This is a genomic window from Bradyrhizobium sp. MOS003 (assembly GCF_003020125.1).
Lineage (GTDB): Bacteria > Pseudomonadota > Alphaproteobacteria > Rhizobiales > Xanthobacteraceae > Bradyrhizobium.
On the sequence record NZ_PYFW01000018.1, the window covers coordinates 26,150 to 53,003 of the forward strand.

The window sequence follows — 26,854 nt, forward strand, 5'->3', positions numbered from 1 at the left end:
CTCTCCTGATGTGTCGAAGCGCTTACGCATGGCGGCGTCGAATGTTCCGGTGCGGTGCTAGCTGTGCGCCGCGTGGATCGCAGCCGAAGCCTTCTCCAGATGAACCTGGCGCACCGTCGTCACAGTCGCAAACGCGACCGAGACACCAAAGGCGAGAACCAGTGAAAGAAGTGCCAGACGTGGAGCCATCACAAAACCTCCTTCTGGAAGCAAAAAACAACGCGATCGACTATTCTGGATCATCCCCGGTTGGGCGCGGGCATTCCGTGAGCGGCCTCACACGCTGATTCACGAAAAGGAGAGCGCTCACGCCTCCCGCTGTTGAGCAAAACGCCTCGCGACCGGCGGAATTTCGCCATCGAGCCAGTCTTGCTCGTGAGCGAGCGCCGTCCAGGCGCTTGCCATGCGCGAATAACGTTTGTTGGCGGGTTGTCCCTCGGCGCGCTCTGCGAGCTGAAGACAATTGTCGGCGTTGTCCCTGAAGATGTCAGACTGTTTCATCCAGAAGAATTGGGGACGGAACTCCGGCATCGCAACCAGGTTGCCGGATCGTAATGTTTCCGGGAACTTCGCCTCTCGCCTGGGGTTGACCATTATGCGAATTTTCGTCGCGATCATCCTGGCATTCATCAGCACTGCAGTGCTTGCCGACAGTACCGGCGAGCAAAGGACTGCCGAGCGCGCACCGAGCGCGACCGATGTCATCACCGGCCTCTACAATTTCAGCCGCTTCCAGCAAGGCCTGCTAGAGAGCGCGGACTTGAAGGGCAACGCCGAAGTCAGGAATCTCGCCGCCTTGCGCGCCGAGGAAGCGGCCAAGCGTGACAAGACGTTGAAGCAGATCCAGGAGGAGATTGGCTCAGAACCGCGTGGAGGCAAGACGACGTCTGTCAGCGCAAGCCTCGTGGAGCCCGAAACTGCGGACGGACCGACTTACGTTCGAACCTTCTATGCCTCGCAGATTCCCGAATATGAATCGGCCATTGAGCTTCTCGACCGCTATCTGAAAGGGCCCGACAACACCGCGCTCGCGGCGTTCGCCCGCGAGCAGCTCCCGATGCTGCGTGCGCAGGTCAAGGACGCCGAGCGCACGATGGCAGACAAGTAGCGACCTTTATTTGTCATTCGGATGATGTTGCTGGCTCTCCGGGCGGACCGCGCGGTTGCTTTCGGGCATTTTGTCCAGGCCGCCATTGCCGCCCGACGATGAGTCCCCGCTGCCGCCCGGCTTCGATCGGGTCGCCGCCCCCGTGGTCGGCGTATCCCCGGCGGGATCGCCGGTCACGGCGCTTCGGCAGCCAAGATGCCGGACACGGAAAGCCGAGCAGTGCCCTGTCGTCCTTTTTTCCACACGACATGGAACCAATTCGAGGATTCGCCGTTATTGGCGTCGGGCTGAGCAGGACAGGTTCCATATCCTCGCGCCGCAACGTTGGCGCTTGATTTCGAATTTGGCTGACGCTCTATTTCGACCAATCGCGTCTGGCCTTGGATTCGGCCGACACCTGCGGGGGAATCAATATGAGCGACCTCGATCCCGGATCTGCATCACGGTCCGGTCGTCGCGTTCCAAAGCCAAAACCCAGTGGTGTATCGGATCCGGATTCGCGGGCGGAACTGCTGCTCGCCCTGCAAGCCATGCGCAGCGGCGACTTTTCCGTCCGCATGAGCGGCGACTATCTCGGCATCGACGGCAAGATCGCCGACACTTTCAATGAAATCATCGCCGCCAACCAGCGCATGGCGCAGCAGCTCGAACTGGTCGGCCAGGTGGTCGGCCGCGAAGGCAAGACGCGCCAGCGCGTGAAGTTCGGCCTCGCCTCCGGCTCCTGGGCCGACATGGAGGGTTCCGTCAACACACTGATCGACGACCTGCTGTGGCCGACGCGCGAGGTGACGCGCGCAGTCGCCGCCGTCGCGCAAGGCGACCTGCTCCAGACCGTCAAGCTCGACGTCGACGGCCGGCCGCTGCGCGGCGAGTTCCTGCAATCGGCGACCATCGTCAACACCATGATCAAGCAGCTCGGCGTGTTCACCTCCGAGGTGACGCGCGTGGCGCGTGAGGTCGGCACCGAGGGCAAGCTCGGCGGCCAGGCCCAGGTGCCGGAGGTGACCGGCGTCTGGAAGGACTTGACCGAGAGCGTCAACTCGATGGCGAACAATCTGACCAACCAGGTTCGCAACATCGCCGAGGTGACGATCGCGGTCGCCAACGGCGACCTCTCCAAGAAGATCACCGTCGACGTCCGCGGCGAGATCCTTCAGCTCAAGGAAGCCATCAACACGATGGTGGACCAGCTGCGCTCGTTCGCCTCCGAGGTGACGCGCGTCGCGCGCGAGGTCGGCACTGACGGCAAGCTCGGCGGCCAGGCGATCGTGCCCGGCGTCGCCGGCACCTGGAAGGACTTGACGGACTCCGTGAATGCGATGTGCGGCAATCTCACCGCGCAGGTCCGCAACATCGCCAACGTGACGACCGCCGTGGCGCGCGGCGACCTCTCGCGCAAGATCACGGTGGACGTGCGCGGCGAAATCCTGGAGTTGAAGGACACCATCAACACCATGGTGGACCAGCTCAACGCCTTCGCCTCGGAGGTGACGCGCGTCGCGCGCGAGGTCGGCACCGAGGGCAAGCTCGGCGGCCAGGCCCAGGTCTCCGGCGTCGCCGGTACCTGGAAGGACCTCACCGACAACGTCAACTTCATGGCCTCGAACCTGACGGCACAGGTCCGCAACATCGCCGACGTCGCCACCGCGATCGCGAGCGGCGATCTCTCGAAGAAGATCACGGTGAACGTCTCGGGCGAAATCCTTCAGCTGAAGGAAACGCTCAACACCATGGTCGACCAGCTCAACGCCTTTGCCGGCGAAGTCACCCGCGTCGCGCGCGAGGTCGGCACGGAAGGACGGCTCGGCGGCCAGGCCAACGTGCTCGGCGTCGCCGGCACCTGGAAGGACCTGACCGAGAGCGTCAACTCGATGGCCTCGAACCTGACAGCGCAGGTCCGCAACATCGCCGAGGTGACGACCGCGGTCGCCGGCGGCGATTTGTCGAAGAAGATCACCGTGGACGTGCGCGGCGAGATCCTGGAGCTGAAAGACACCATCAACACCATGGTGGACCAGCTCAACGCCTTCGCCGGCGAAGTCACGCGCGTGGCGCGCGAGGTCGGCACCGAAGGCAAGCTCGGCGGCCAGGCCGTCGTGCGCGGCGTCGGCGGCACCTGGAAGGACCTCACCGACAGCGTCAACTCGATGGCCTCGAACCTCACCGGCCAGGTCCGCAACATCGCCGAGGTCGCGACCGCGGTCGCCAAGGGCGATTTGTCGAAGAAGATCACGGTGAACGTGTCGGGCGAAATCCTTCAGCTGAAGGAAACGCTCAACACCATGGTCGACCAGCTCAATGCCTTCGCCGGCGAAGTCACCCGCGTCGCGCGCGAGGTCGGCACCGACGGCAAGCTGGGCGGCCAGGCCGGCGTGCCCGGCGTCGCCGGCACCTGGAAAGACCTCACCGACTCCGTGAACTCGATGGCGGGCAACCTCACCGCCCAGGTCCGCAACATCGCCGAGGTCGCGACCGCGATCGCCGGCGGCGACCTCTCGCGCAAGATCACCGTGGACGTGCGCGGCGAGATCCTGCAGCTCAAGGACACGCTGAACACGATGGTCGACCAGCTCAACCGTTTCGCGGGCGAGGTGACGCGCGTCGCGCGCGAGGTCGGCACCGAAGGCCGCCTCGGCGGGCAGGCCAACGTGCCCGGCGTCGCCGGCACCTGGAAGGACCTCACCGACTCCGTGAACTCGATGGCGGGCAACCTCACCGCCCAGGTCCGCAACATCGCCGAAGTCACCACGGCGGTTGCACGCGGTGACCTCTCCCGCAAGATCACCGTCGACGTGAAGGGCGAAATCCTCGAGCTCAAGAACACCATCAACACCATGGTGGACCAGCTCAACGCCTTCGCCGGCGAAGTGACGCGCGTGGCGCGCGAGGTCGGCACCGAAGGCAAGCTCGGCGGCCAGGCCGAGGTGCCCGGCGTCGCCGGCACGTGGAAGGACCTCACCGACAACGTCAACTTCATGGCCTCGAACCTGACCGCCCAGGTCCGCAACATCGCCGAGGTCGCGACCGCGATCGCCGGCGGCGATTTGTCGAAGAAGATCACGGTGGACGTGCGCGGCGAGATCCTGCTGCTCAAGGACACCTTGAACACCATGGTCGAGCAGCTCCGCTCCTTCGCCGCCGAGGTGACGCGCGTCGCGCGCGAGGTCGGCACCGAAGGCCGCCTCGGCGGTCAGGCCGTCGTGCCCGGCGTCGGCGGCACGTGGAAGGATCTGACCGACAACGTCAACCTTCTGGCGGCGAACCTCACCACTCAGGTCCGAAACATCGCCGAAGTGACCACGGCGGTCGCCCGCGGTGACTTGTCGCGCAAGATCACCGTCGACGTGAAGGGCGAAATCCTCGAGCTGAAGAACACCATCAACACCATGGTGGACCAGCTCAACGCCTTCGCCGGCGAAGTCACGCGCGTTGCGCGCGAGGTCGGCACCGAAGGCAAGCTCGGCGGCCAGGCCCAGGTGCCCGGCGTTGCCGGCACCTGGAAGGACCTCACCGACACCGTGAATTTCATGGCTGCGAACCTGACCGAGCAGGTCCGCGGCATCGTCAAGGTTGTGACCGCCGTCGCGAACGGCGATTTGAAGCAGAACCTTACCGTGAAATCGAAGGGCGAGGTCGCCGCTCTCGCCGACACCATCAACAACATGACCGAGACGCTTGCGACCTTCGCCGACCAGGTGACGTCGGTGGCGCGCGAGGTCGGCGTCGAAGGCCGCCTCGGCGGTCAGGCCAACGTGCCGGGTGCCGCCGGCACCTGGAAGGACCTCACAGGCAACGTCAACCTGCTCGCGGCCAACCTCACCTCGCAGGTGCGCGCGATCGCAGAAGTCGCGACCGCGGTGACCAAGGGCGATTTGACGCGGTCGATCCAGGTCGACGCCCGCGGCGAAGTCGCCGAGCTGAAAGACAACATCAACACGATGATCACGAATCTCCGTCTCACGACGGACGTGAACACCGAGCAGGACTGGCTGAAGACCAATCTCGCCAAATTCACCAACATGCTCCAGGGCCAGCGCGACCTGACCACTGTTGGCCGGCTGTTGCTCACCGAATTGTCGCCGCTGGTAAATGCCCATACCGGCGTGATCTACCAGGTCGAGAGCGAGGACAATCCGCAGCTGCTGCTGCTCGCCTCCTACGCCAGCGACGGCATCTATCCCTATCAGCGCGTGCTGCAGTTCGGCGACGGCCTGATCGGTCAGTGTGCGCTCGACAAGAGGCCGCGCATGGTCGCCGACATCCCGTCCGACGTGGTGCCGATCAACTCGGCGCTGTTCCGCGTCGCACCGAAGAACCTCGTCGTGCTGCCGGTGCTGTTCGAGGGCCAGGTCAAGGCCGTGATCGAGCTCGCCTCGCTCGTCTCCTTCACGACCTCGCAGATGACGTTCCTGGAGCAGCTCACCGACTCCATCGGCATCGTGCTCAACTCGATCGAAGCGACGATGCAGACCGAAGGCCTGCTCAAGCAGTCGCAACAGCTTGCCGGCGAGCTCCAGACCCAGCAGCGCGAATTGCAGCAGACCAACGACCAGCTCGAGCAGAAGGCCCAACAGCTCGCCGAGCGCAACGTCGAGGTCGAGCGCAAGAACCAGGAGATCGAGCAGGCCCGCCGCGCGCTGGAGGAAAAGGCAACCGAGCTTGCCCTGACCTCGAAATACAAGTCCGAATTCCTCGCCAATATGAGCCACGAGCTGCGCACGCCGCTGAACTCGATCTTGATCCTTGGACAACAGCTCACCGACAATCCGGACGGCAACCTCTCGGCCAAGCAGGTCGAATTCGCCCGCACCATCCACGGCGCCGGCACCGACCTGCTCAATCTCATCAGCGACATCCTGGATCTGTCCAAGATCGAATCCGGCACGGTGACGGTCGACGCCGAGGAGATCCTGACCGCGAACCTGCTCGAGACCGTGGGCCGGCCGTTCCGGCACGAGGCGGACAACCGCAATCTATCGTTCAAGATCGACATCGATCCGAACCTGCCGCGCAGCCTCGTCACCGACTCCAAGCGGCTGCAGCAGGTTCTGAAGAACCTGCTCTCCAACGCCTTCAAGTTCACCGCCGAAGGCGAGGTGCGCCTGAAGGTCACCGGGGCGGTCGGCGGCTGGGGAACTGATCACCCGGTGCTGAACTCCGCGCCCTCCGTGATCGCGTTCGAAGTGTCCGACACCGGCATCGGCATTCCCCTGGAGAAGCAGAAGCTGATCTTCGAGGCGTTCCAGCAGGCCGACGCGGGTACCAGCCGGAAATACGGCGGCACCGGCCTTGGACTTGCGATCAGCCGCGAACTCGCGAGCCTGCTGGGCGGCGAAATTCATCTGCGCAGCTTGCCGGGCAAGGGCTCGTCGTTCACGCTGTATCTGCCGCTCAAATATTCCGGCCCGACGCTCGCACCGCGTGCGGCGCCGACGCCGCAGCCACACAACCAGCCGCCGGCGCTGCAGCTGGCCGCGCCGGAGCAGCAGCGCGTCATCGAGCAGCTTCCCGACGACCGGCTCAACCTGGAGCCCGGCGACAGCATCCTGCTGATCGTCGAGGACGACCCGCATTACGCGCGCGTGCTGGTCGACCTCGCGCGCGACAAGGGATTCAAGGTGCTGGTCGCCGCCCGCGGCGCCGAGGCGCTGGAGCTTGCCAAGCAGTACCAGCCGCGCGCGGTCTCGCTCGACGTGTTCCTGCCCGACATGCTCGGCTGGACTGTGCTGAGCCAGCTCAAGCACAATCCCCTGACCCGCCATATCCCCGTGCAGGTCATCACGCTCGACGAAGACCGCCAGCATGCGCTGGCGCGTGGCGCGTTCTCTTTCGTCAACAAACCGACGACGACCGAGGGCGTCTCGGCCGCGCTCACGCAGATCAAGGAATATGCGCGTCCCAGGCGGAAGCGGCTCCTGATCGTCGAGGACAACGAGGCCGAGCAGCTCTCGATCCGCGAGTTGCTGCATCACGACGACATCGAGATCGTGACCACCGACACCGGCGCCGGCGCGCTTTCGACACTGCGCGAGGAGCCCTGCGATTGCGTGGTGCTCGATCTCAGGCTGCCCGACATGAGCGGCTTCGAGGTGCTGGACCAGATCCGCAACGACGAGGCGCTGTCGAACGTCCCGGTCGTCGTCTTCACCGGCCGCGAGCTGTCGGCGGAGGAGGACGCGGAACTTCACACCATGGCGCGCAGCATCGTGGTCAAGGGCGTGGAATCGCCGGAACGCCTGCTCGACGAGACCGCGCTGTTCCTGCACCGCGTGATCACGGAACTTCCGGTCGAGAAGCAGCGCATGCTGGAGAAGCTGAACAGTTCCGACGAGGACCTGATCGGCAAGACCGCCCTGCTGGTCGACGACGATGCCCGCAATATCTTCGCGCTGTCGAGCGTGCTGGAACGGCGCGGCATGAAGGTTCTGACGGCCACGACCGGCCGTGAAGCCGTCACGCTGGTCGAATCCAATCCGGAGATCGCCATCGTGCTGATGGACATCATGATGCCGCAGATGGATGGCTACCAAACCATCGGCGTCATTCGCGAAAACCCGGCCTTCGCCCGCCTACCGATCATCGCGCTGACCGCCAAGGCGATGAAGGGCGACCGCGAAAAATGCCTGGAGGCCGGCGCGTCCGACTACCTCGCCAAACCCGTCAACACCGATCAATTGCTGCTTGCGATCCGCATGTGGCTGCACCGTTGAGTTTGGACCCGCGAATGGACCACGAAAAGGTCAACATCCTCCTCGTCGACGACCAGCCCGCAAAGCTGCTCGCCTATGAGGTGATATTGAAGGAACTCGGCGAGAACCTCGTGATCGCCTCGTCCGGCCGTGAGGCCCTGGAGGTGCTGCTCAAGACCGAGATCGCGGTGATCCTGGTCGACGTCTGCATGCCCGAGCTCGACGGCTTCGAGCTCGCCGCGATGATCCGCGAGCATCCGCGCTTCCAGAAGACCGCGATGATCTTCATCTCCGCCATCCAGGTCAGCGACATCGACCGGTTGCGCGGCTACGAGATGGGCGCGGTCGACTACGTGCCGGTACCGGTCGTGCCGGAGGTGCTGCGCGCAAAGATCAAGGTGTTTGCCGAGCTCTACCGCAAGACCCGCGAGCTGGAACGGCTGAACCGGGAGCTCGAGGATCGCGTCCGCGCACGCACGGCGGAACTGGAGAACTCCACCACCAAGCTGCGCGAAAGCGAGCAGCGGCGCAGCATGGCGATCGCCGCCGGCAAGATGGGCTCCTGGGATTGGGACTGGATCAGCGGCGACTGGATGTGGGACGAGGGGCAATATCGCATCTTTGGCGTCAGCCCCGACAGCTTCGCGGTCAACCCGGCCAACGTTCAGGCGCTGCTGCATCCCGACGACGTCGAGCAGTTGCGCAAGGCGGTTGCCGAATTCAACAAGGGCACGCGGGCCTATGAGACCGAGTTCCGCATCCTGCGGCCCGACGGAGAGGTGCGCTGGTGCGTGGGCACGGCAGCAGCAACGGTGGACGACAGCAGTCGCGTCGTGCGCGTGAGCGGCGTCACCGTGGACATCACCGAACGCAAGCGTGCCGAAGAACGGCAGAATCTGCTGGCCCGGGAAGTCGATCATCGTGCCAAGAATGCACTGGCGCTGGCGCAATCGATCGTGCGCCTCACCCGCGCCGACGAGGTCAAGGCCTATGTCAACGCCGTGGAAGGACGCATCAATGCGCTGGCGCGCGTGCACACCATCCTGTCGCTGTCGAGCTGGCAAGGCGCCGAGCTCTCCAGGCTGATCGACGAGGAGCTTGCGCCCTATTCGCTCGGCGGCCAGATCGTGTTGGCGGGTCCGGAGGTCCAGTTGATGCCGACGACGGCCCAGACCTTGGCGCTCGCGCTGCATGAGCTCTTCACCAACTCGGCCAAGTACGGCGCCCTCTCGACCAGATCGGGTCGGCTCGCGATCGGCTGGCAAGTCGAGGACGAATTGCTGACACTGAACTGGGATGAAACCGGCGGTCCACTCGTCATGCCCCCGAAGTCTCGCGGCTTCGGCACGCGAAGTCTGCTTGCGAGCGTCGAGTCCCAGCTCGGTGGACAGGCGCAATTCAATTGGCGAGCCGAGGGATTGTTGTGCCGTCTGGAGGTGCCGCTGACACGCAAGGCGGCGGCGACCGCACCCGGAAAATTCGACGCCGCAAGCGCGGCCGAATTGCAACGCGCCTCGGGCTGAAGCGCGATGCGATCAGGATGAATCGTCACCCCGCTTCACGTTGGCGTTTGCCCTAGCCCGACGCCACCATCCTCGATTGCCGCTGCGGCAGCGCTTCCTCGGCGAGGCGTCCTTCGAGCCAGGCTTCCGTCCGGGCGAGATCGCGTAGCGCCCTCGCGTAGCGGCGGGCCGCACTTCGCTCCGCGCCGCGCGGCAGTTTGCGGGCTTTGCGCAGCATATCCGCCGCCGCGTTGCGATAGGCCAGCGAGCGGTAAAGAAAGACGACCTTACCCATAGCGAATGTTCCCGTTTCGAATGTACCCGTTTTGCTGGTGCTCATCATCGCCAATCCGGCATGAACGTCGGATGAAGCCGACCACGACAATCCTTCATCCGTTTGGAACCGGTCAATATCGCCCGCGTTTGCATGCCAGTTCCGGGATGCAGTTCCCATGCGCGCAAAAAAGTCTTCGGATTTGATCTCACCCGCCGGCCTCATCAAGTTGATGACGCATGCGCTGATGGGCGCAGCCCTCGGCCTCACCTTCAGCGTCACGCTGATCCTGTCCAATCCCGCCGTCGCCAGCCTGCTCGATCACAGCGGAAGCCACGCCGCGATCGTCGTCGCCCTCACATTGGTGACGACGTTCGCGATCGGCGCCACACTCACCGGCGCGGTGTTCATCCTGGTGGAAGACAAGCAATCTTGAAGCGTCCGTGACCTCTCGGAGATACGCCTGTCCGGAACTCCTTCGGCAAATAGCGGTTGGCTGCCTGCGTCAATTTAACCCAGGGAGGTCCCCGCATGACAACGACCAAACTCGTTCTCACCGCCATGTTGGCCACCGGCCTCGCCGCTGCGCCGCTCGCCGCACAGGCCAAGTCGCACAAGGCGAAACACGGATCATCGATGTCGTCATCACAGACCACCGGCGCCAACACCAAGGCCTCGAAGGGCGCGGATCCCTCCGGTCAGGGCGGTTCCGGTCCCGGCTCGGACCAGGGCGGCACCATGACGAACCAGAACGGCAAGGGCATGACCAATACCAAGTAGGCCCAGGCCGACCGGTTCAGACAAAAGCCCCGCGGCGACGCGGGGCTTTTTCGTTGCAGGAGAGCTGTTGCCACTCAGGCAGCGTTGCGCTGCACGTGACGGCCCTCCTTTACTTCTTCGATGATCTTGGCGCTGAACGCTTCCAGGTCACCGGGATTGCGCGAGGTGATGATGCCCTGGTCGACCACCACGGCGGAGTCTTCCCATGCCGCGCCGGCATTGATGACATCGGTCTTGATGGACTTGTAGGACGTCATCTTGCGGCCCTTGGCGATGCCCGTCTCGATCAGGAGCCACGGCGCATGGCAGACGGCGGCAACGATTTTCTTCGCATTGAAGATGTCCTTGATGAAGGACAATGCCTTTGGCTCGAGGCGAAGCAGGTCGGGGTTAATCTGTCCGCCCGGCAATACCAGGGCGTCGTAGTCGCTGCTGGAAGCCTGGTCCAGCGTCTTGTCGACCCTCACCGACCGCCCCCAATCCTTCTTGTCCCAGCCCTTGATCTCGCCGGCTGCAAGCGAGATCACGTGAACCGTTGCGCCGGCCTGTTTCAGACGGTCGCGCGGCACTTCCAGTTCCGACTGCTCGAAACCATTCGTCGCGAGAATGGCAATGGTCTTGCCTTTGATATCCATGGAACGCTCCAATGCTGGGTCAGGAGCCCGGTCAATCGGCCCATCACGCTTCCGTTCCGAGCACTGGCGCAGCTCACGGGGATGTGCGGCTGGCCTCGATGGCTCCAGAAACGTACGCGGCAGAGGCAGATCCAGCGCATCGCTTGCGGGCACGCTTAGCTGCGTCGGATGTCAGCGGTGTTAAGGCCGCCGCCCGCGGAGTTCGTCTTCACGAGTTGCTCGAGCTGCGACCGCTTGCGTCCGAGCAGAAGTTGAGCCGCAGCATCATCGAGACCGGCACGCTGCAATTGCCGGATGGCAGAGCCCAGTTCGAGAATCTCGGCGCGCAACCTCAAGATCCGGTAAGTGTCCGGGTCCTCTTCCATGGCGCCCCCTCAAAGGTTTCAGCGCCGGGTGCGCGCGCGCTCGGGATTGCCGGCTGTCTTTACAAGACGAAAGCGCGCCCGGTCGCGGACGTCTGGCAGCACACCGCCGCCGCCGGCAGCCTTCCATTCGCCGATCAGCAGGTCGACCTTCCGGCGCAGATCCATCTGCACCAGGGCCTGCTCGGCGCAATCGCGATCGCCATTGATGAGATCGCGCACCGAGGCCTCGACGCCGGCCATTTCAAGCCTCAAGGCGCTGATTTTACGTCGAATTTCATTAATTCTGTTGTCCATGGCTTGTTAGAACAAAATAAGAACATATAGTCAAGCCACGATTTTCAGGAGTCAGGAGGGAGAGCGACATGCAGGTTCAAGGTCGATACGACGCCAAGGTTTTCCTGACCGAGCAGATGACGCGGACGCAGGGGCTGAGGTTGAAACGGCTGAGCGAGGAGGCCTATCAGCCCGCACAATATGCGCGCGATCTATCATTCAGCGAGGCCGCCCGGCGCATCCAGGTTCTGGAAGCCGAGATCGAGCTGGCGAATTCGTTCTAGGCTGCGTCGCGCATCTGCAACGTTGGATGCGCTTTCGGAACCATGCCCCTATCGAGAGGTTTTCCCGGGCCAAGGGAGAACATGCATGGCACGGAAGGCAAAGAAACGCCGCTACTCGCCCAGCTCCGGCAGCGATGTCGAGAACGAGATGCGCCGCTACAAGAAGGGCACCGCGAAGAGCGGCCCCAAAGGCCGTGGCGGTCGCGTGAAGAGCCGCAAGCAGGCAATCGCAATCGGACTGTCGAAGGCACGCAAGAAGGGCAAGAAGGTCCCGAAGAAGGCTGCCAAGACATCGTCCAAGACATCGTCGAAGAAAAGGACGACCAAGAAGACGACGACCAAGAAGAAGACAACCAAGAAATCGTCGAAGCGCAAATCCAGCAAGCGCTGACGGCGCTCCGTCTCAGATCATGCTGCCCGGCATGAAGCAGCGGATCGAGACCCCGAACGCGGTCTTCACCGGCCACACCATGGTGCGGCCGGCCCGGTTCGGCTCGGTGATGACGGCCTCGTCCGGCACCTCGATCCATTCGCCGTCGAGACGCACGCGATAATGCCCGTTATGCGACTCCCAGTCGGGATCGGCGACGGCAAACCCGTCAGCATCCGAGCAGCACGGACCGAGGTGGCTGCGCAAACCGTCGAACCATGGCTTCAGGGGTGAGTCCGCGTAGCGGCCGCCGTCCCGCCCGAGCGCGTTTCCGCCCCAGAGCACGAGGGGCGCCACGAGCAGCGCACTTCTTAGCGAGAGCTTCAATCGATCCATGTCGGCACCGACCAATGCGAACCAGCGGCCGATTCCGCGAGCCGCGGCAGGTTCCAGGTTCCACGCTCGCATGCGACCTGGCGGCGTCATTGCCGCCAAGCCTTCAGCAACTTGAAAGTGTGACGAGCGAACACGGCTTTTTCGGACGAACCGCGTCGTCATCGCTGGCGTTGACGAGAATGTTATCGTTCGCATCCCGGCAAGCCCGAAGGCGAACGGAAAAGGCGGCCACGAGGGCCGCCTTTCTTGTTCAATGCCGATCGACGTTCGCCTCAGGCGAACGGTACCGCGACGAACCGGGTCGCCTGCGCGCTCCTGACCTGCAACAGCACGCTGCGCTTGCCGGACGATTTGGCCTGCGCCAGTTCGGAGCGGACATCGCCGACATTGGCGACGGCCTTGCCGCCGACATTGAGGATGACGTCGCCGGTCTGGATGCCGCGCTGCGCCGCCGGCCCTTGCGGGTCGACCTCGGTGACGACGACGCCCTTCTGGCCGGCGCCCTGGACGTCGCCGGCCGGAGCCAGAGCAAGACCGAGGCGCGGAGTGTCGGGGCCCGACTGCTCCTTGCCAACATCGGCCTTGGCCTGCCGTTCGTTCGGCAGCTCGCCGAGCGCCAGCGTCACCGTCTTGCTGTCGCCCTTGTGGAAGACGTCGAGCTTCACCGAGCTGCCGGGTGCAAGGGTCGCGATCGTGCGGGCAAGGTCTCGCGAATCCTTGACCGTCGTGCCGTTGACGGCGGTGATGACGTCACCCGCCTCGATGCCGGCCTTCGCCGCCGGGCTGCCGTCCTGCGGGGTGTCGACGATGGCGCCGCGCGCCTCCTTCAGCCCGAGGCTGTCGGCGATCTCGGCGGTCACCGGCTGCACCTGCACGCCGAGCCAGCCGCGCGTCACCGCGCCCTTGTCCTTCAGCTGCGCGACGACGAGCTTTGCGGTCGAGGCCGGAATGTCGAAGCCGATGCCGACCGAACCGCCGGAAGGCGAGAAGATCGCGGTGTTCACGCCGATCACGTTGCCGTTCATGTCGAAGGCCGGGCCGCCGGAATTGCCCTTGTTGATGGGCGCATCGATCTGGATGAAGTCGTCATAGGGACCGTTGCCGATGTCGCGGCCGCTGGCCGAGACGATGCCGGCGGTCACGGTGCCGCCGAGGCCGAAGGGATTGCCGACCGCAACCACCCAGTCGCCGATGCGCGGCTTCTGGTCGGAGAATTTGACGAACGGAAAATCCTTCTTGCCGTCGACCTTGATCAGCGCGAGATCGGTCTTCGGATCGGTGCCGACCACCTTGGCGGTGTAGCTGGTGCCGTCATCCAGGGTCACCTGCACCGACTCGGCATGGTCGACGACGTGGTTGTTGGTGACGGCATAGCCGTCGGCGGAGATGAAGAAGCCGGAGCCCTCGCCCGTGATCATCTGATGGCGCTGGCGCGGCATGCCGTTCATGCCACCCGGGCCGCGGAACCCGAACTGCCGGGAGAACTGGTCGAACGGAGAATCCTCGTCCTGATCCATCCGGTTCTGTTGCAGCATCGCGCTCTTGTCGTTGTCCTGGTCGATCTTGACCCGCACCGAGATGACGGCGGGCTTGACCTTGCTGACGAGATCACCGAAGCCCGGCGGAGTCGCAGCGGACTCCGCGGCCTGGGCCGGCGCGATGAAGGAGTTCGGACCGAACGGCAAGGAGCCGGGAGAAGCCGCCAGCACGGCCACGCCGAGCGCGGCGACGGTGCCGAGCAGCGCGAGCCGGCGCGGCCTCAAGATCCTGCGGGACGTCGGGATGTCGGAATTGACGCGATCGTTCATGTCGGAATGTCCATGTTGGGTAAGGTGTCGCCTTGTCTCCAACATGGCCCTCGCCACCTTACGACGTCCCGTCCGTCCGATTAAATCTTGGCAAAGAACGCGCGGCCCCGCGGAAGATCGCCGCCCGCGCATTTGATGCAGCTCAACGCGCGTCCTTCGGACGGTGAAAAACTGCGGCCACCGGATGATGTCCCTCGGAGGCGCGCCATGTACAAAGACATTCTCGTCCACATCCCTACCGAACGCCCGATGCGCTCGGCGATCGACGGCTCGATTTCGCTCGCGGCGCAGTTCAACGCCCATCTCGACGCGGTCGCGATCGGCTATGTCGCAACCAGTGCGGCCTACGTGATGGAGGGCGGCGCCGCGGTCGCGGCCGTGTTCGAACTGGAACGCGAGCGCGCCGTGGAGCGGGCCGAGGCCGCGCTCTCGGTATTTGGGATCGAAGCGGCGAACGCCGGCGTCTCCTACGGCTGCCGCGCGCTCGGCGCGATCCCGGCGGATGCAGCCGGCTCGCTCGGCGAGATGGCGCGACTGCACGACCTCAGCGTCGTGCTCCAGCCTGATCCTGCGCAGGGCTCGTTCGACAACGACGTACCCCGCGAGATCCTGTTCCAGGCAGGCGGTCCGGTGTTGTTCCTGCCCTACACCTTCCATGGAGCTTTCAAGGCAAGCCGGATCGGCATCTGCTGGGACGGCAGCCGCGTCTCGGCCCGCGCCGTGCGCGACGCCGCACCGTTCCTGGCGCGCGCCGACGAGATCGTGATCATCACCATCAACGAAGCCAAGGCCGTGTCCGACGAAGTGTCAGCGAGCAACCTGGCAAGACATCTCGGCCGGCGCGGATTGTCGACCCGAACGGTCGGCTTGTCGGCGAGCCGCGCCGACATCCAGCCGACCATTCTGTCGCTGGCGGCCGACGAGGCACTCGATCTGCTGGTGATGGGCGGCTACGGCCATTCGCGCTTGCAGGAGCGCGTTCTCGGCGGCGTCACCCGCGCCATGCTGGAAGCCATGACGGTCCCGACGCTGATGTCGCATTGAGACCAGCAGGTGCCGTTACGCTGCGACCGGGGTCTCCCACGTCGCGGGCACGGCGTCCTCGTTGTGTGGCACATTGCACGCGTCGAAATGCGCCTTGAGCTCGACCTCGGCGAGATGTTCGAAATGTTCGGCCTGGCCGAGGAGCTCCCAGGTCTGAAGCGGCCGGTAAGCCGCCTGCTGACGACAGAGCGACGCCAGCGCCCGGTAGCGACGTACGTTCTCCATGAGACCCTCCCTCGCATTCACTGGGCTTATTGCTCCGATTTGCGTCAGGCCGATGGCGGTTGTGCAAAAGATTTTCTGCGCCCAGCGCGCGCCTGGCCTTGGCCTGTCTTTTAGGAAATATATGTCCGGCCCAAAGTTCCAAACCTGGGTCGATTGACGCCCGGGGGCCCGGATCCATCGGCTAGGCGTAGAGCCGGCGCTCCACGGTCACGCCGACCAGATGGAGATAGCGCTCGATCAGGTCTGGCCGGCCGACCAGATAGCCCTGCATCTCCTCGCAGGCCTCCCGCGCCAGGAAGGCACGCTGCGCTTCCGTCTCCACCCCCTCGGCAATGACCGGGATATTCAGGGCGTGCGCGAGGCTCAGGACCGCGCGGACGATCTCGGCCGATTGCGGCGTCGCCTCGAGATTGGAGATGAAGCTGCGATCGATCTTGATCTTGTCGAACGGGAACGACTGGAGATAGGACAGCGAGGAATAGCCGGTGCCGAAGTCGTCCATTGCGATGCGGATACCGAGCGCCTTCAGCCGCCTGAGCAGATTGAGCGCGCGGGTGAAATCACCGATCAGCACACCCTCGGTGATCTCGACCTCGAGCCGCGTCGGCGTAAGCCCGGTCTCCAGCAGGATCTGGTGGATCGAACGTTCGAGATCGCCGGCCTGGAACTGGACCGGCGACAGATTGACGGCGACCTGCAGCGGCCGCGGCCAGGATGCCGCCTCGCGGCACGCTTCGCGCAAGACCCATTCGCCGATCTCGACGATCAACCCGTTCTCCTCGGCAAGCGGAATGAACTGGTCCGGCGGCACGAAGCCCCGCGTCGGGTGATTCCAGCGCAGCAGAGCCTCGAAGCCGATGACCTCGCCATCCACCCGCGCCTGCGGCTGGAAGTAGACCAGGAACTGGTTCAGCTCCAGCGCCTGTCGCAGATCGTGCTGCAACAGCCTGCGGTCGCGCAGCTCCTGGTCCATCTCGGATTCGAAAACGCGGACGCGCCCACGGCCCTCGCGCTTGGCACGATAGAGCGCGGAATCGGCGTTGGCGAGCAAGGTGACGGCATTCACGCCGTCATCGGGATAAAACGCGACGCCGACGCTGAGGCCGACATGGGGGAGATAATCGTCGACCTTGAGTTCGTTGCCGATCGTTTCGACCAGCCGTTCGGCGAGCGCCAGAACGTCCTCGTGCCTGATTCCGTCGGGCATCAGGATCATGAACTCGTCGCCGCCGATACGGGCGACGAAGGCGCCGTCGGCTTCCGCGGCAAGCCGGTCGGCCGCCGCCCGCATCAGCATGTCGCCGACCGGATGGCCGAACACGTCGTTGACCTCCTTGAAGCGGTCGAGATCGAGGCTGAGCACGGCAAAACTGGTCGCCGCCTCCTGCGCCCGCTCCAACCGCTCGCCGAGTGCGGCGTTGAAGGCGCTGCGGTTCGGCAGGTCGGTCAACGCGTCATGATGCGCAAGATGGCTGATCCGCGCCTCGTTCGTGATCCTCTCAGTGACGTCCTCGATCACGCCGACCAGATATTGCGGCGCGCCGCTGCCGTCCCTGACCAGCAGCTTGCGCGAATTGACCAGACGATCGTGGCCCTTCACGCCGATCTCGAGCAGATGCCCCTCCAGGAACATCGGCGTGCCGCTGTCGACGACGCGGCGATCCTGCTCGTTGACGACGCGGGCGATATGGTCCGGAAAAATCTGCTGCGGAGTCTTGCCCAGCATCGCCTCGCGCGGCATGCCGTAATACTCTTCGCCGGCGCGGTTGAGCAGGACGTAGCGGGAATCCTTTGCATCCTTGGCGAATACCGCGATCGGGATGTTCTCGATGATGCTGTCGAGGAATTCGCGCGCGCGCCGCAGATCCTGCTCGGCGCGTTTGTGCGTCAGTTCGAGTTCCTCGATCATCAGCTTGATCGCACGGTCGGTGCGGCGGCGATCGCGATCGCCCTCCTCGTAGGCCGCACTGACGAGCTCGCCGAGCTTGATCAGGTCGACCTGTCCGGATTCATCCGTCGACTGGCGGATCTGTCTTGCGAGCAGCCGGTGCATGGTCAAGCTACCGCCTCCGCGATGACGGTAACGGTCATGGTCTGGTTGTGCAGCTCGCAGCGGCCGGACGCGGCCGGCGGGGCGATCTCGCCGTAGGAGTAGAATCCGATCCGGACGAAATCCTCGCCAAGCTCGGCGGCAACGGCGTCCAGCTCGTCCTGCGTGCGCTGCCCCATCACCCTGCGGCGACCGGTACAGCTCACCAGGATGGCAAGCTTGTCGCCGGCAACGACCTCTGCGAGCGCGCTGCGCGCTTGCCTGCCGGCTTCGCCGGCCCCTGCAGCAAGACTGTCGAAATTGGCCCGCATCAATTGAGCAGTGCATCCTTCCGGAATGTCCGCTGCGAACGTCAGGGTGCGGGCACTGCGATCCACCGCGAAAACCGAGCGTACGATCTGCCGGTCCGGCTCGGCCTCGTCGTGAATGCGCAAGGGGAATGCCAGACCCGAACCCGGCATCGCCTCGGCTTCTTCCGCGCCGAGATAGCGGGTGTAGAGGTCCAGCGGCGGCTCGCCATCGAGCTCCACGAGCACGGACCCTTCCGACTTCGTCACCTTGCGACGCGGGCCGAACACATCCCAGCCGCCGGCACAGCCATGTGCGAAACGGAACGAGGCGCCGTAGAATGCGATGGCGGCGACGCGGTTCGGCGACGGTTCGGCGTCGGCTCCAACGATCGTCTGCTCGAACCGGGTGCCGTCGCCGGCGAGCCCGCCGGTAACAGGCAAATCAGGTCCCAGAACTTCGGTGATTCCGGCAAGCAGTTCGCCGCCGTTCACCGCCAATCCGTCCGACAGGACAAACAGACCCGCTAGATCCGCCGCCTGCGCCTGGTGGGCAAGACGCGCGCCGCAAGCCCGCGACGCATCGCGGGCTTCGACAACCTCCTGGACCAGTCGCACTTGCGTATGGGCGAAGCGCAGGGCGACTGCGATGACTTCGTCATCGCAGATGTCGTCGCCATGGATTTGTCCGCCGGTGCTGCAACCAATGATGTGGCTTTCGGGATAGAGACCGCGCAGGTCGCGATAACGCTCGCCGTCCGCCAGTTGCTCACGGCTGCCGAAATAGAGCACGAGCTGGGCAGGCTCTCGCAGGGCATCCGCACCGCGCCAGCCATGAGCCGCATTCCAGTGAATATATTGAATGTGCATCCCACGCTCTCTGCAGCTCTTGAACCACAGATTGTGGAGCGGCGCATTGCATCCCCGTTAATCGCGCGGGTGCTTCGACACCGTTGGTTACCCCAGCATGAAGGGGATTGCCCGAGTCGCGTTGGATTCTCCGTAGGAACCCGGAGAAAAATGCGCCCGATGAGACGATCGACACCTCGGCCCAAGCGCTTGGCATTGCCCTGAGTAATTTACCGGATGCGCGCGCCTTCGCCGATGCGCATCGGCTGCACGGCATGATCTTGCCGCTTCGGAACCCGACCCGCCTCGGCCGCGGTCCGAATGGCCACGATATTTGCGGCATATTCGGCAACGCTCTTGCCGCGAAACACCGCGGAACCCGCCACCAGCGTATCGGCGCCCGCGGCGGCCACCACAGCGGCATTGTCGCGCGTGACACCGCCGTCAACCTCGAGCCGGATCGGCCGGTCGCCGATCATGGCTTTGATCCGCTCGATCTTGGGGAGCTGAGAGTCCAGGAAGGACTGGCCGCCAAAGCCGGGATTGACCGTCATCACCAGTACGAGGTCGAGACGATCGAGCACATATTCGATCGCGGCATCGGGCGTTGACGGGCACAGGCTGACACCGGCCTTCTTGCCGAGCGCGCGGATGGCCTGAAGCGAACGATCGAGATGGGCGCCGGCTTCGGCATGAACGGTGATGACGTCAGCCCCCGCCTTCGCGAACGCCTCGAGATAGGGATCGACAGGCGCGATCATGAGATGCACGTCGAAGATCTTCTTCGTCGACGGCCTGATCGCCTTGATGACATCGGCACCGAAGCTGATGTTCGGCACGAAATGTCCGTCCATGACGTCGCAATGGATCCAGTCGGCGCCGGCCGTGTCGATCGCCGCGATCTCTTCGCCGAGACGCGCGAAATCCGCGGCAAGGATCGAGGGAGCGATGATGATCTCTCCGGTCATGGCTCCGCCCTCCGGGCATCCGCGCCGCCGCTGAAAACACGACTGGCCAGCACGTCGGCCGGGTCGATGGTTTCGAGGTCGACGGTGTTGAGCATGCGGTCGAGGTCGGAGACCAGGCGGTCGGCCTGCCGGAGCCGGATGCGGTCGACGGCGTTGCGGATCGAGCGCGCGTTGGAGAAGAACGGCTGGGTCCGGCGCAGATCGATGTACTTCTCGAAGGCCTCGCGGGCTGCCGCGGAAAAGCGGTAGCCACGTTCCTTCAGCATCAATTCGGCAATGACCAGCAACTCGGCCTGCGAATAGTCCGGGAATTCGATATGATGGGCGATGCGGGAGCGGAAGCCGGGATTGGAGCCGAAGAAGGTCGTCATCCGTTCGCGATAGCCGGCCAGAATCACGACGAGGTCCTCGCGCTGGTTCTCCATGACCTGGAGCAGGATCTCAATGGCCTCCTGGCCGTAGTCTCGCTCGTTGTCGGGCCGGTGCAGATAATAGGCTTCGTCGATGAAGAGCACGCCGCCCATCGCCTTCTTCAGGATCTCCTTGGTCTTCGGCGCGGTGTGGCCAATATACTGACCGACGAGATCGTCGCGCGTGACCGAGATCACCTGCCCGCGCCGCACGAAGCCGAGACCGTGCAGGATCTTCGCCATCCGCAGCGCGACGGTGGTCTTGCCGGTGCCGGGATTGCCGGTAAACGACATATGCAGCGTCGGCGGTGAGGAGGCCAGGCCTGCACGCTGCCGAATGCGCTCGATAAGCAGCAGCGAAGCGATCTGGCGCACGCGGTCCTTGACCGGCCGCAGGCCGATCAGCTCCTGATCGAGTTGCTGCAGCGTATCGGTGATGCCGGCTGCTTCGGCCTCTTTGCGAAGGTCGAACGCAGTTTCGGTGGTGGACACATCAAGCATCGGCGCCTCGAATAAAAGGGCTTCGCCGCGGGGCGGCGGCGAAGCAGTTGTCCGCCAAGGATCTGGAGCAACAAGGCTCCGCGCGGAGACGAATGGCTATTGCGGCGCGTGCGCGACGTTCTTTCGGACGGTGCTGTAGCGGATTGCGCGCCCGCCGATCTCCTGCCGCACCAGCTCGAATTCCGCCTCCTGCGGTGGCCGGTTGACCAGGAACGAAATCCGCACCGATTCCCAGCCATGGCTGGAATCGAAGCCGCTGATGCGGATGTAGCGGTCGCCATAAACCCTGCGGCATTCGGCAAGCTCCATCATCACGCCGGCGGCGTCCTGGAGATCGAACATCGGCAGGCCCCACATCTCCCAATAGGTGTTGCGGGGGTGCGGGTCGTCGGTGAACTCGATATTCACCGCCCAGCCGTTGGCGAGGCAATACTGCACCTGCTTGGTGATCTGGTCGTCGGTGAGGTCAGGCAGGAACGAGAAGCAGCCTTGGGTCAGTTTCATGATGTCGTCTCCTCAAACGGTTTCCAGCGCGGTCGGCACGAAGTCCGGTGTGTCCGTGGATTGATAGTTGAAGCTGACGTCCTTCCAGACCTCGAGCGCGGCCTTCAGCGGCGTGCAGGTTTCCGCCGCCCTGGCCAGGATCTCCGGACCTTCGTGGACGTAGTCGCGCCCCTCGTTGCGCGCGAGGATCATCGCCTCGAGCGCCACGCGGTTTGCGATTGCACCGGCCGCGATCCCCATGGGATGACCGATGGTGCCACCGCCGAACTGCAGCACGACGTCCTCGCCGAGGTGATCGAGCAACTGGTGCATCTGGCCGGCATGGATGCCGCCCGAGGCGACTGGCATCATTTTGTTGAGGCTCGCCCACGACTGGTCGAAGAACAGACCATGTTCGAGCTTGGTCGCATTAAACTCCTCGCGGCAGACATCGTAGTAGCCGCGCGTGGTGTGGGGGTCGCCCTCAAGCTTACCGACCACGGTGCCGGCGTGGATGTGGTCAACACCGGCGAGTCGCATCCATTTGGCGATCACGCGGAACGACACGCCGTGGATCTTCTGCCGCGTATAAGTCGAGTGACCGGCGCGGTGAAGATGCAGGATCATGTCGTTGCGGCGCGCCCATCTCGCCATGGACTGGATCGCGGTGTAGCCGATCACGAGGTCGATCATGACGATGACCGAGCCGAGCTCTTTCGCGAACTCCGCGCGCTCGTACATGTCTTCCATCGTACCCGCGGTGACATTCAGGTACGTGCCCTTCACCTCGCCGGAGGCTGCCTGCGCGCGGTTCACGGCCTCCATGCAATAGAGGAAACGGTCGCGCCAGTGCATGAAGGGCTGCGAGTTGATGTTCTCGTCGTCCTTGGTGAAATCGAGTCCGCCCTTGAGCGCCTCGTAGACCACGCGGCCGTAGTTGCGTCCCGACAACCCGAGCTTCGGCTTCACGGTCGCACCCAGCAAAGGCCGGCCGAACTTGTCCAGCCGCTCGCGCTCGACCACGATGCCAGTCGCGGGTCCCTGGAACGTCTTCACATAGGCGACCGGGAAACGCATGTCCTCCAGGCGAAGGGCCTTGAGCGGCTTGAAGCCGAACACGTTGCCGATGATCGAGGCCGAGAGGTTGGCGATCGAGCCCGGCTCGAACAGGTCGAGGTCATAGGCGATGTAGGCGAAGTACGAGCCCGGCGTGCCCGGCACCGGATCGACGCGGTAGCATTTCGCGCGATATTTCTCCGCGGCCGTGAGGCGATCGGTCCACACCACCGTCCAGGTCGCGGTCGAGGATTCACCGGCCACCGCAGCAGAGGCCTCGATCGGATCGACGCCTTCCTGCGGCGTCACGCGAAACAGCGCGATGACGTCAGTATCCTTCGGCACATAGTCGGGCTCCCAATAGCCCATGCGAGCGTATTCCATCGTGCCCGATCGATAGCGCTCTTTGCCGCGGACGGTTCCTGTATGTGCGTTCATGGCTCTCTCCCTCGTTTCTCTCTTCTGGTCTCTGACTCTGCTCAGGCAGCGACGGGCTCACGGGCATCGATGCGTGGATCGAGCTCGCCTGCGCGGTAGCGCCGCGCCATCTCGCTCATCGGGATCACCTTGATTCTGCTGGCATGGCCTGCGGTGCCGAACTGCTCGAAACGCTCGCGGCAGAGTTCGCGCATCGCATCCATCGCGGGCTTGAGGAATTTTCGTGGGTCGAACTCGCTGCGGTTTTGCGCGGCGACCTTGCGGAACACCGCCGTCATTGCGAGGCGGCAGTCGGTGTCGATATTGACCTTGCGCACACCGCTCTTGATGCCGCGAACGATTTCCTCGACCGGCACGCCCCAGGTCTGGGGCATCTCGCCGCCGAACTGGTTGAACATGTCCTGGAGCGGCTGCGGCACAGACGAGGAGCCGTGCATCACCAGATGCGTGTTCGGCAGCCGGCGGTGAATCTCCTCAACCACCCGCATCGCCAGGATGTCGCCATCCGGCTTGCGACTGAATTTGTAGGCGCCGTGCGAGGTGCCCATCGCGATGGCGAGCGCATCGACCTTGGTGGCACGAACGAAGTCGACCGCCTGATCAGGATCGGTCAGGAGCTGGTCGTGGCTGACCTTGCCCTCGACACCGTGCCCATCTTCCTGCTCGCCACCGCCATGTTCCAGCGAGCCGAGCACGCCAAGCTCGCCTTCAACGGAGGCGCCGACCCAATGCGCGAGATCGACGACGCGGCGGGTGATCGCGACGTTGTAGTCGTAATCGGCCGCCGTCTTGGCATCGGCCTCGAGCGAGCCGTCCATCATGACGGAGGTGAAGCCGTGGGCGATGGCGGAGGCGCAGGTCGCCTCGTCGTTGCCGTGGTCCTGATGCATGCAGAGTGGAATGTCCGGATAGGTCCGCTCCAACGCGTCGATCATATGCGAGAGCATGAGATCGCCGGCATAGCTGCGCGCGCCACGCGAGGCCTGGATGATCACGGGCGCATCGACCTCGGCAGCCGCCTGCATGATCGCGATGCCCTGCTCCATGTTGTTGATGTTGAACGCCGGCACCGCGTAGCCGTGGCCGGCTGCATGGTCGAGCAATTGCCTGAGGGTGATACGTGCCACGAGTTGTCCTCCCTATTGTCTTTATTGCCTCGTGCGGGCGATCGCCCGGCGGGCCGCTTCCGCAATGCTTTGCGGCGTGATGCCGAATTCGCGGTACAGCACGGGTGCCGGTGCCGAGGCGCCGAAGCCGCGCATGCCGACGAACGCGCCGTCAGCACCGATCCAGCGCGACCAATCGCCCTGTACGGCCGCCTCGACACCGACGCGCGGCGCGGTGCCGAGCACGGTGGCGCGGTATTCGTCCGGCTGTTCCTCGAACAGGGCGAAGCAAGGCGCGGACACGACGGCCGCGCGGATGTGCTCGGTCGCGAGCAGGCGGGCGGCTTCCAGTGCGATCGACACCTCCGAGCCGGTCGCGATCAGCGTCACGTCGCGGCCGCCGTCCGGCGAGACGACGAGATAGGCGCCGCGCGAGACCCGGTTTTTGCCGCGCGCATCGCTGCGGAAAGTCGGCAACGCCTGACGCGAGAGGCACAGCACAGAGGGGCGGTTTTCGGAATTGAGCGCGCAGTCCCAGGCTTCCAGCGTCTCCACCGCGTCGGCGGGGCGGAACACCAGGAGGTTCGGGATCACCCGCAGCGCCGCCAGATGCTCAACCGGCTGGTGCGTGGGGCCGTCTTCGCCGAGCCCGATGGAATCGTGGGTCATCACATGGATGACGCGCAGCCGCATCAGGGCCGCAAGGCGGATCGCCGGCCGGCTGTAATCCGAGAACGCGAGGAAGGTGCCGCCATACGGGATAAAGCCGCCATGCAGCGCAAGGCCGTTCATCGCGGCGGCCATGCCGTGCTCGCGAATGCCATAGTGGATGTAGTCGCCGGCGAACGCCCCGCGCTTGACGGGGACTTGCACCTTGGCGTGCGTAAGGTTCGAGTGCGTGAGGTCCGCGGAGCCGCCGACCAGGCCGGCGATCGTCCCTGCGATGCCATCGAGCACCTGTTGCGAGGCCTGCCGGGTCGCGAGCTTCGGACGCTCGGACGCAAAGCGTTCGCGCAATTTCGCCGCGGCCAACGCATAGGCGGCCGGCAGGGCAACCGCCTTGCCTTCGACGAACATGTCGCGCTGCTCGGGCGTCGCGCCTTCATAGCGATCGAGCCAGGCGAGCCGGTCCACCTGCCCGCGCTGTCCGATCATCCGCCATGCCTTGCCGATCGGTATCGGCACAACGAAGGGCTGATAGTCCCAGCCGAGAGCCCGGCGCGCCGCCGCTGTCTGCTCGGCGCCGAGCGGCGCGCCATGGGCCTTCTCGGTGCCCTGTCTGTCGGGCGCGCCGTAGCCGATGATGGTACGGCAGGCGATCAGCGACGGCTTTGCGGTCTCGCGCTCCTCTGCGATCGCCTTTGCGATGGCTTCGGGATCGTGTCCGTCGATGCTGCGCACCGACCAGCCGGAGGCGGCGAAGCGCGCGAGCTGGTCGTCGGAGGTTGCCAGAGAGGTCGGTCCGTCGATCGAGATGCCATTGTCGTCGAACAACACGATCAGACGGCCGAGCTGAAGGTGCCCGGCGAGCGAGATCGCCTCCTGGCTGAGGCCCTCCATCAGGCAGCCGTCACCTGCGATCACGTAGGTGAAGTGATCGACGAGGCCATCTCCATGCCGCGCATTGCCCATCCGCTCGGCCAGCGCCATGCCGACAGCCGTCGCGATGCCCTGCCCCAGCGGCCCGGTCGTCATCTCGACGCCCGGCGTATGGCCGTATTCCGGATGACCCGGCGTCTTCGAGCCCCATTGCCTGAAAGCCTTGATATCGTCGAGGCTGACATCGCCGCCGGTCAGATGCAGCAGCGCATAGAGCAGCATCGAGCCGTGGCCCGCCGACAGCACGAAGCGGTCGCGATCCGGCCAGTTCGGATGCGCCGAGTCGAATTTCAGAAAACGCGAGAACAGCACAGTGGCGACATCGGCCATACCCATGGGCAAGCCGGGATGGCCCGACTGCGAGGTCTCGATGGCGTCGACCGCGAGGAAGCGGACAGCGTTGGCGAGATTGTTGTGGCTGACCGCGTAGAGGTCGGCTTCGGCGTGGACGGAGATGTTCATTGGATTCTCCCCTCGTTCACTTCAGATTTCGCTTGCGCTCGATCAGCTGCATGATCAGCGGCGTCAGGATCAGCTGCATCGCGAGGTCGAGCTTCGCGCCCGGACACACGATCGAGTTCGCACGCGACATCCAGCTTTGCGGCAGCATCGAGAGCAGGTAGGGGAAGTCGATGCCGCGCGGATTCTTGAAGCGGATTACCACCATCGATTCGTCCGGCGTGGGGATCCAGCGGGCGACGAACGGATTGGAAGTGTCGACCGTCGGCACGCGCTGGAAGTTGATGTCGGTCTCGGAAAATTGCGGGCAGATGTAGTGAATGTAGTCGGGCATCCGCCGCAGGACGGTGTCGGTGACCGCCTCGGTCGAATAGCCGCGCGCGCTGCGGTCGCGGTGCAGCTTCTGGATCCATTCGAGATTGATGACGGGCACGACGCCGATCTTGAGGTCGGCATAGCGCGCGACGTTGACCTTGTCGGTGACGACGGCGCCATGCAGACCCTCGTAGAACAGCAGGTCCGAATTCTCCGGCAGCTTTTTCCAATCGGTGAAGGTACCGGGCGCCGTGCCGTGCAACGCAGACTCCTCGGCGTCATGCACGTAATGCCGTGTCGTCGCGGTGCCGGTCTCGCCATAGTCGCGGAACGCGCGCTCCAGCTCCTCGAACAGATTGGTCTCGGGACTGAAATGGCTGAAATGCTTGTTGCCGCGATCGGCCTCCTTTGCCATCTGCGTGCGCATCTCGGCGCGGTCGTAGCGATGGAAGGCGTCACCCTCGATGTAGGCGGCATTGACCTTCTCGCGGAAGAATATCTGCTCGAAGGTCTTCTTGACCGACGTGGTACCGGCGCCGGAAGAGCCGGTGATGGAGATGATGGGATGCTTCCTGGACAT

At 64.4% G+C, this 26,854-nt stretch carries 25 protein-coding genes; 9 read left to right on the forward strand and 16 right to left on the reverse strand.

The window, feature by feature from the left end; translation table 11 throughout:
* Window positions 1-57: 57 nt before the first annotated feature.
* Together C7G42_RS36220 and C7G42_RS34340 are read right to left on the reverse strand one after the other, a co-directional pair.
* The gene (locus C7G42_RS36220) at window positions 58-189 is read right to left on the reverse strand and encodes a hypothetical protein (protein WP_283809880.1); all 132 of its coding nucleotides are present in this window, start codon (window positions 187-189) and stop codon (window positions 58-60) included.
* 117 nt (window positions 190-306) lie between these two features.
* Window positions 307-501, reverse strand: coding sequence for a hypothetical protein (locus C7G42_RS34340; protein ID WP_106953284.1), 195 nt, complete (start codon window positions 499-501; stop codon window positions 307-309).
* A gap of 94 nt (window positions 502-595) precedes the next feature.
* On the opposite strand from C7G42_RS34340, the gene C7G42_RS34345 reads away from it, so the two are divergent.
* From C7G42_RS34345 to C7G42_RS34355, 3 genes are all read left to right on the forward strand, one after another.
* A complete protein-coding gene (locus C7G42_RS34345; RefSeq protein ID WP_106953248.1) occupies window positions 596-1,108 on the forward strand; it encodes a DUF4142 domain-containing protein in 513 nt (170 codons plus the stop codon).
* A 413-nt stretch (window positions 1,109-1,521) separates the two neighbouring features.
* Window positions 1,522-7,818 carry a HAMP domain-containing protein gene (locus C7G42_RS34350; RefSeq protein ID WP_106953249.1) on the forward strand — a complete coding sequence of 2,099 codons (6,297 nt, stop codon included), beginning with the start codon at window positions 1,522-1,524 and terminating at the stop codon, window positions 7,816-7,818.
* Between the two features lie 14 nt (window positions 7,819-7,832).
* The gene (locus tag C7G42_RS34355) at window positions 7,833-9,320 is read left to right on the forward strand and encodes an HWE histidine kinase domain-containing protein (RefSeq protein ID WP_106953250.1); all 1,488 of its coding nucleotides are present in this window, start codon (window positions 7,833-7,835) and stop codon (window positions 9,318-9,320) included.
* 52 nt (window positions 9,321-9,372) lie between these two features.
* Here the strand turns inward: C7G42_RS34355 and C7G42_RS36060 are convergent, their stop codons facing one another.
* The gene (locus tag C7G42_RS36060) at window positions 9,373-9,753 is read right to left on the reverse strand and encodes a hypothetical protein (RefSeq protein WP_245428148.1); all 381 of its coding nucleotides are present in this window, start codon (window positions 9,751-9,753) and stop codon (window positions 9,373-9,375) included.
* On the opposite strand from C7G42_RS36060, the gene C7G42_RS34365 reads away from it, so the two are divergent.
* Both C7G42_RS34365 and C7G42_RS34370 read left to right on the forward strand, forming a co-directional pair.
* Entirely contained in the window at window positions 9,752-10,009 is a 258-nt protein-coding gene (locus tag C7G42_RS34365) for a hypothetical protein (RefSeq protein WP_106953252.1), read from the forward strand. The genes C7G42_RS36060 and C7G42_RS34365 overlap by 2 nt on opposite strands.
* A 95-nt stretch (window positions 10,010-10,104) precedes the next feature.
* Window positions 10,105-10,353, forward strand: coding sequence for a hypothetical protein (locus C7G42_RS34370; protein ID WP_106953253.1), 249 nt, complete (start codon window positions 10,105-10,107; stop codon window positions 10,351-10,353).
* Window positions 10,354-10,427: 74 nt separating this feature from the next.
* On the opposite strand, the gene C7G42_RS34375 is transcribed toward C7G42_RS34370, so the two are convergent.
* The gene (locus tag C7G42_RS34375; RefSeq protein WP_106953254.1) at window positions 10,428-10,988 is read right to left on the reverse strand and encodes a type 1 glutamine amidotransferase domain-containing protein; all 561 of its coding nucleotides are present in this window, start codon (window positions 10,986-10,988) and stop codon (window positions 10,428-10,430) included.
* 251 nt (window positions 10,989-11,239) lie between these two features.
* Here C7G42_RS34375 and C7G42_RS36285 point away from each other — a divergent pair, with 251 nt between their 5' ends.
* From C7G42_RS36285 to C7G42_RS34395, 3 genes are all read left to right on the forward strand, one after another.
* Window positions 11,240-11,677, forward strand: a complete 438-nt coding sequence (locus C7G42_RS36285; RefSeq protein ID WP_158537657.1) for a hypothetical protein — start codon at window positions 11,240-11,242, stop codon at window positions 11,675-11,677.
* 38 nt (window positions 11,678-11,715) lie between these two features.
* Entirely contained in the window at window positions 11,716-11,910 is a 195-nt protein-coding gene (locus C7G42_RS34390; RefSeq protein WP_106953257.1) for a DUF3072 domain-containing protein, read from the forward strand.
* An 85-nt stretch (window positions 11,911-11,995) separates the two neighbouring features.
* Complete coding sequence (locus tag C7G42_RS34395; protein ID WP_106953258.1) at window positions 11,996-12,301, forward strand: DUF6496 domain-containing protein; 306 nt, start codon at window positions 11,996-11,998, stop codon at window positions 12,299-12,301.
* Window positions 12,302-12,313: 12 nt separating this feature from the next.
* Here the strand turns inward: C7G42_RS34395 and C7G42_RS34400 are convergent, their stop codons facing one another.
* Both C7G42_RS34400 and C7G42_RS34405 read right to left on the reverse strand, forming a co-directional pair.
* A complete protein-coding gene (locus C7G42_RS34400) occupies window positions 12,314-12,676 on the reverse strand; it encodes a hypothetical protein (protein ID WP_106953285.1) in 363 nt (120 codons plus the stop codon).
* A gap of 272 nt (window positions 12,677-12,948) precedes the next feature.
* Window positions 12,949-14,484 carry a Do family serine endopeptidase gene (locus tag C7G42_RS34405; protein ID WP_199581296.1) on the reverse strand — a complete coding sequence of 512 codons (1,536 nt, stop codon included), beginning with the start codon at window positions 14,482-14,484 and terminating at the stop codon, window positions 12,949-12,951.
* A 207-nt stretch (window positions 14,485-14,691) separates the two neighbouring features.
* Here C7G42_RS34405 and C7G42_RS34410 point away from each other — a divergent pair, with 207 nt between their 5' ends.
* Complete coding sequence (locus C7G42_RS34410; RefSeq protein ID WP_199581297.1) at window positions 14,692-15,528, forward strand: universal stress protein; 837 nt, start codon at window positions 14,692-14,694, stop codon at window positions 15,526-15,528.
* 15 nt (window positions 15,529-15,543) lie between these two features.
* Here the strand turns inward: C7G42_RS34410 and C7G42_RS34415 are convergent, their stop codons facing one another.
* The 10 genes from C7G42_RS34415 to C7G42_RS34460 all read right to left on the reverse strand — a co-directional run bounded on the left by C7G42_RS34415 (window position 15,544) and on the right by C7G42_RS34460 (window position 26,854).
* On the reverse strand, window positions 15,544-15,753 hold the full coding sequence (locus C7G42_RS34415) for a hypothetical protein (protein ID WP_106953261.1): 210 nt from the start codon (window positions 15,751-15,753) through the stop codon (window positions 15,544-15,546).
* A gap of 181 nt (window positions 15,754-15,934) precedes the next feature.
* Complete coding sequence (locus tag C7G42_RS34420) at window positions 15,935-17,806, reverse strand: putative bifunctional diguanylate cyclase/phosphodiesterase (protein WP_245428153.1); 1,872 nt, start codon at window positions 17,804-17,806, stop codon at window positions 15,935-15,937.
* Between the two features lie 2 nt (window positions 17,807-17,808).
* Complete coding sequence (locus C7G42_RS34425; RefSeq protein WP_106953263.1) at window positions 17,809-18,960, reverse strand: FIST signal transduction protein; 1,152 nt, start codon at window positions 18,958-18,960, stop codon at window positions 17,809-17,811.
* 209 nt (window positions 18,961-19,169) lie between these two features.
* Entirely contained in the window at window positions 19,170-19,907 is a 738-nt protein-coding gene (rpe, locus tag C7G42_RS34430) for a ribulose-phosphate 3-epimerase (protein ID WP_106953264.1), read from the reverse strand.
* A complete protein-coding gene (gene cbbX / locus C7G42_RS34435) occupies window positions 19,904-20,818 on the reverse strand; it encodes a CbbX protein (RefSeq protein ID WP_106953265.1) in 915 nt (304 codons plus the stop codon). The genes rpe and cbbX overlap by 4 nt, the downstream gene beginning before the upstream one ends.
* A 96-nt stretch (window positions 20,819-20,914) precedes the next feature.
* Complete coding sequence (locus tag C7G42_RS34440) at window positions 20,915-21,322, reverse strand: ribulose bisphosphate carboxylase small subunit (protein WP_106953266.1); 408 nt, start codon at window positions 21,320-21,322, stop codon at window positions 20,915-20,917.
* A 12-nt stretch (window positions 21,323-21,334) separates the two neighbouring features.
* A complete protein-coding gene (locus C7G42_RS34445) occupies window positions 21,335-22,795 on the reverse strand; it encodes a form I ribulose bisphosphate carboxylase large subunit (RefSeq protein WP_106953267.1) in 1,461 nt (486 codons plus the stop codon).
* 41 nt (window positions 22,796-22,836) lie between these two features.
* Window positions 22,837-23,922, reverse strand: a complete 1,086-nt coding sequence (gene fba, locus C7G42_RS34450; RefSeq protein ID WP_106953268.1) for a class II fructose-bisphosphate aldolase — start codon at window positions 23,920-23,922, stop codon at window positions 22,837-22,839.
* 21 nt (window positions 23,923-23,943) lie between these two features.
* A complete protein-coding gene (tkt, locus tag C7G42_RS34455) occupies window positions 23,944-25,962 on the reverse strand; it encodes a transketolase (protein ID WP_106953269.1) in 2,019 nt (672 codons plus the stop codon).
* 16 nt (window positions 25,963-25,978) lie between these two features.
* Entirely contained in the window at window positions 25,979-26,854 is an 876-nt protein-coding gene (locus tag C7G42_RS34460; protein ID WP_106953270.1) for a phosphoribulokinase, read from the reverse strand.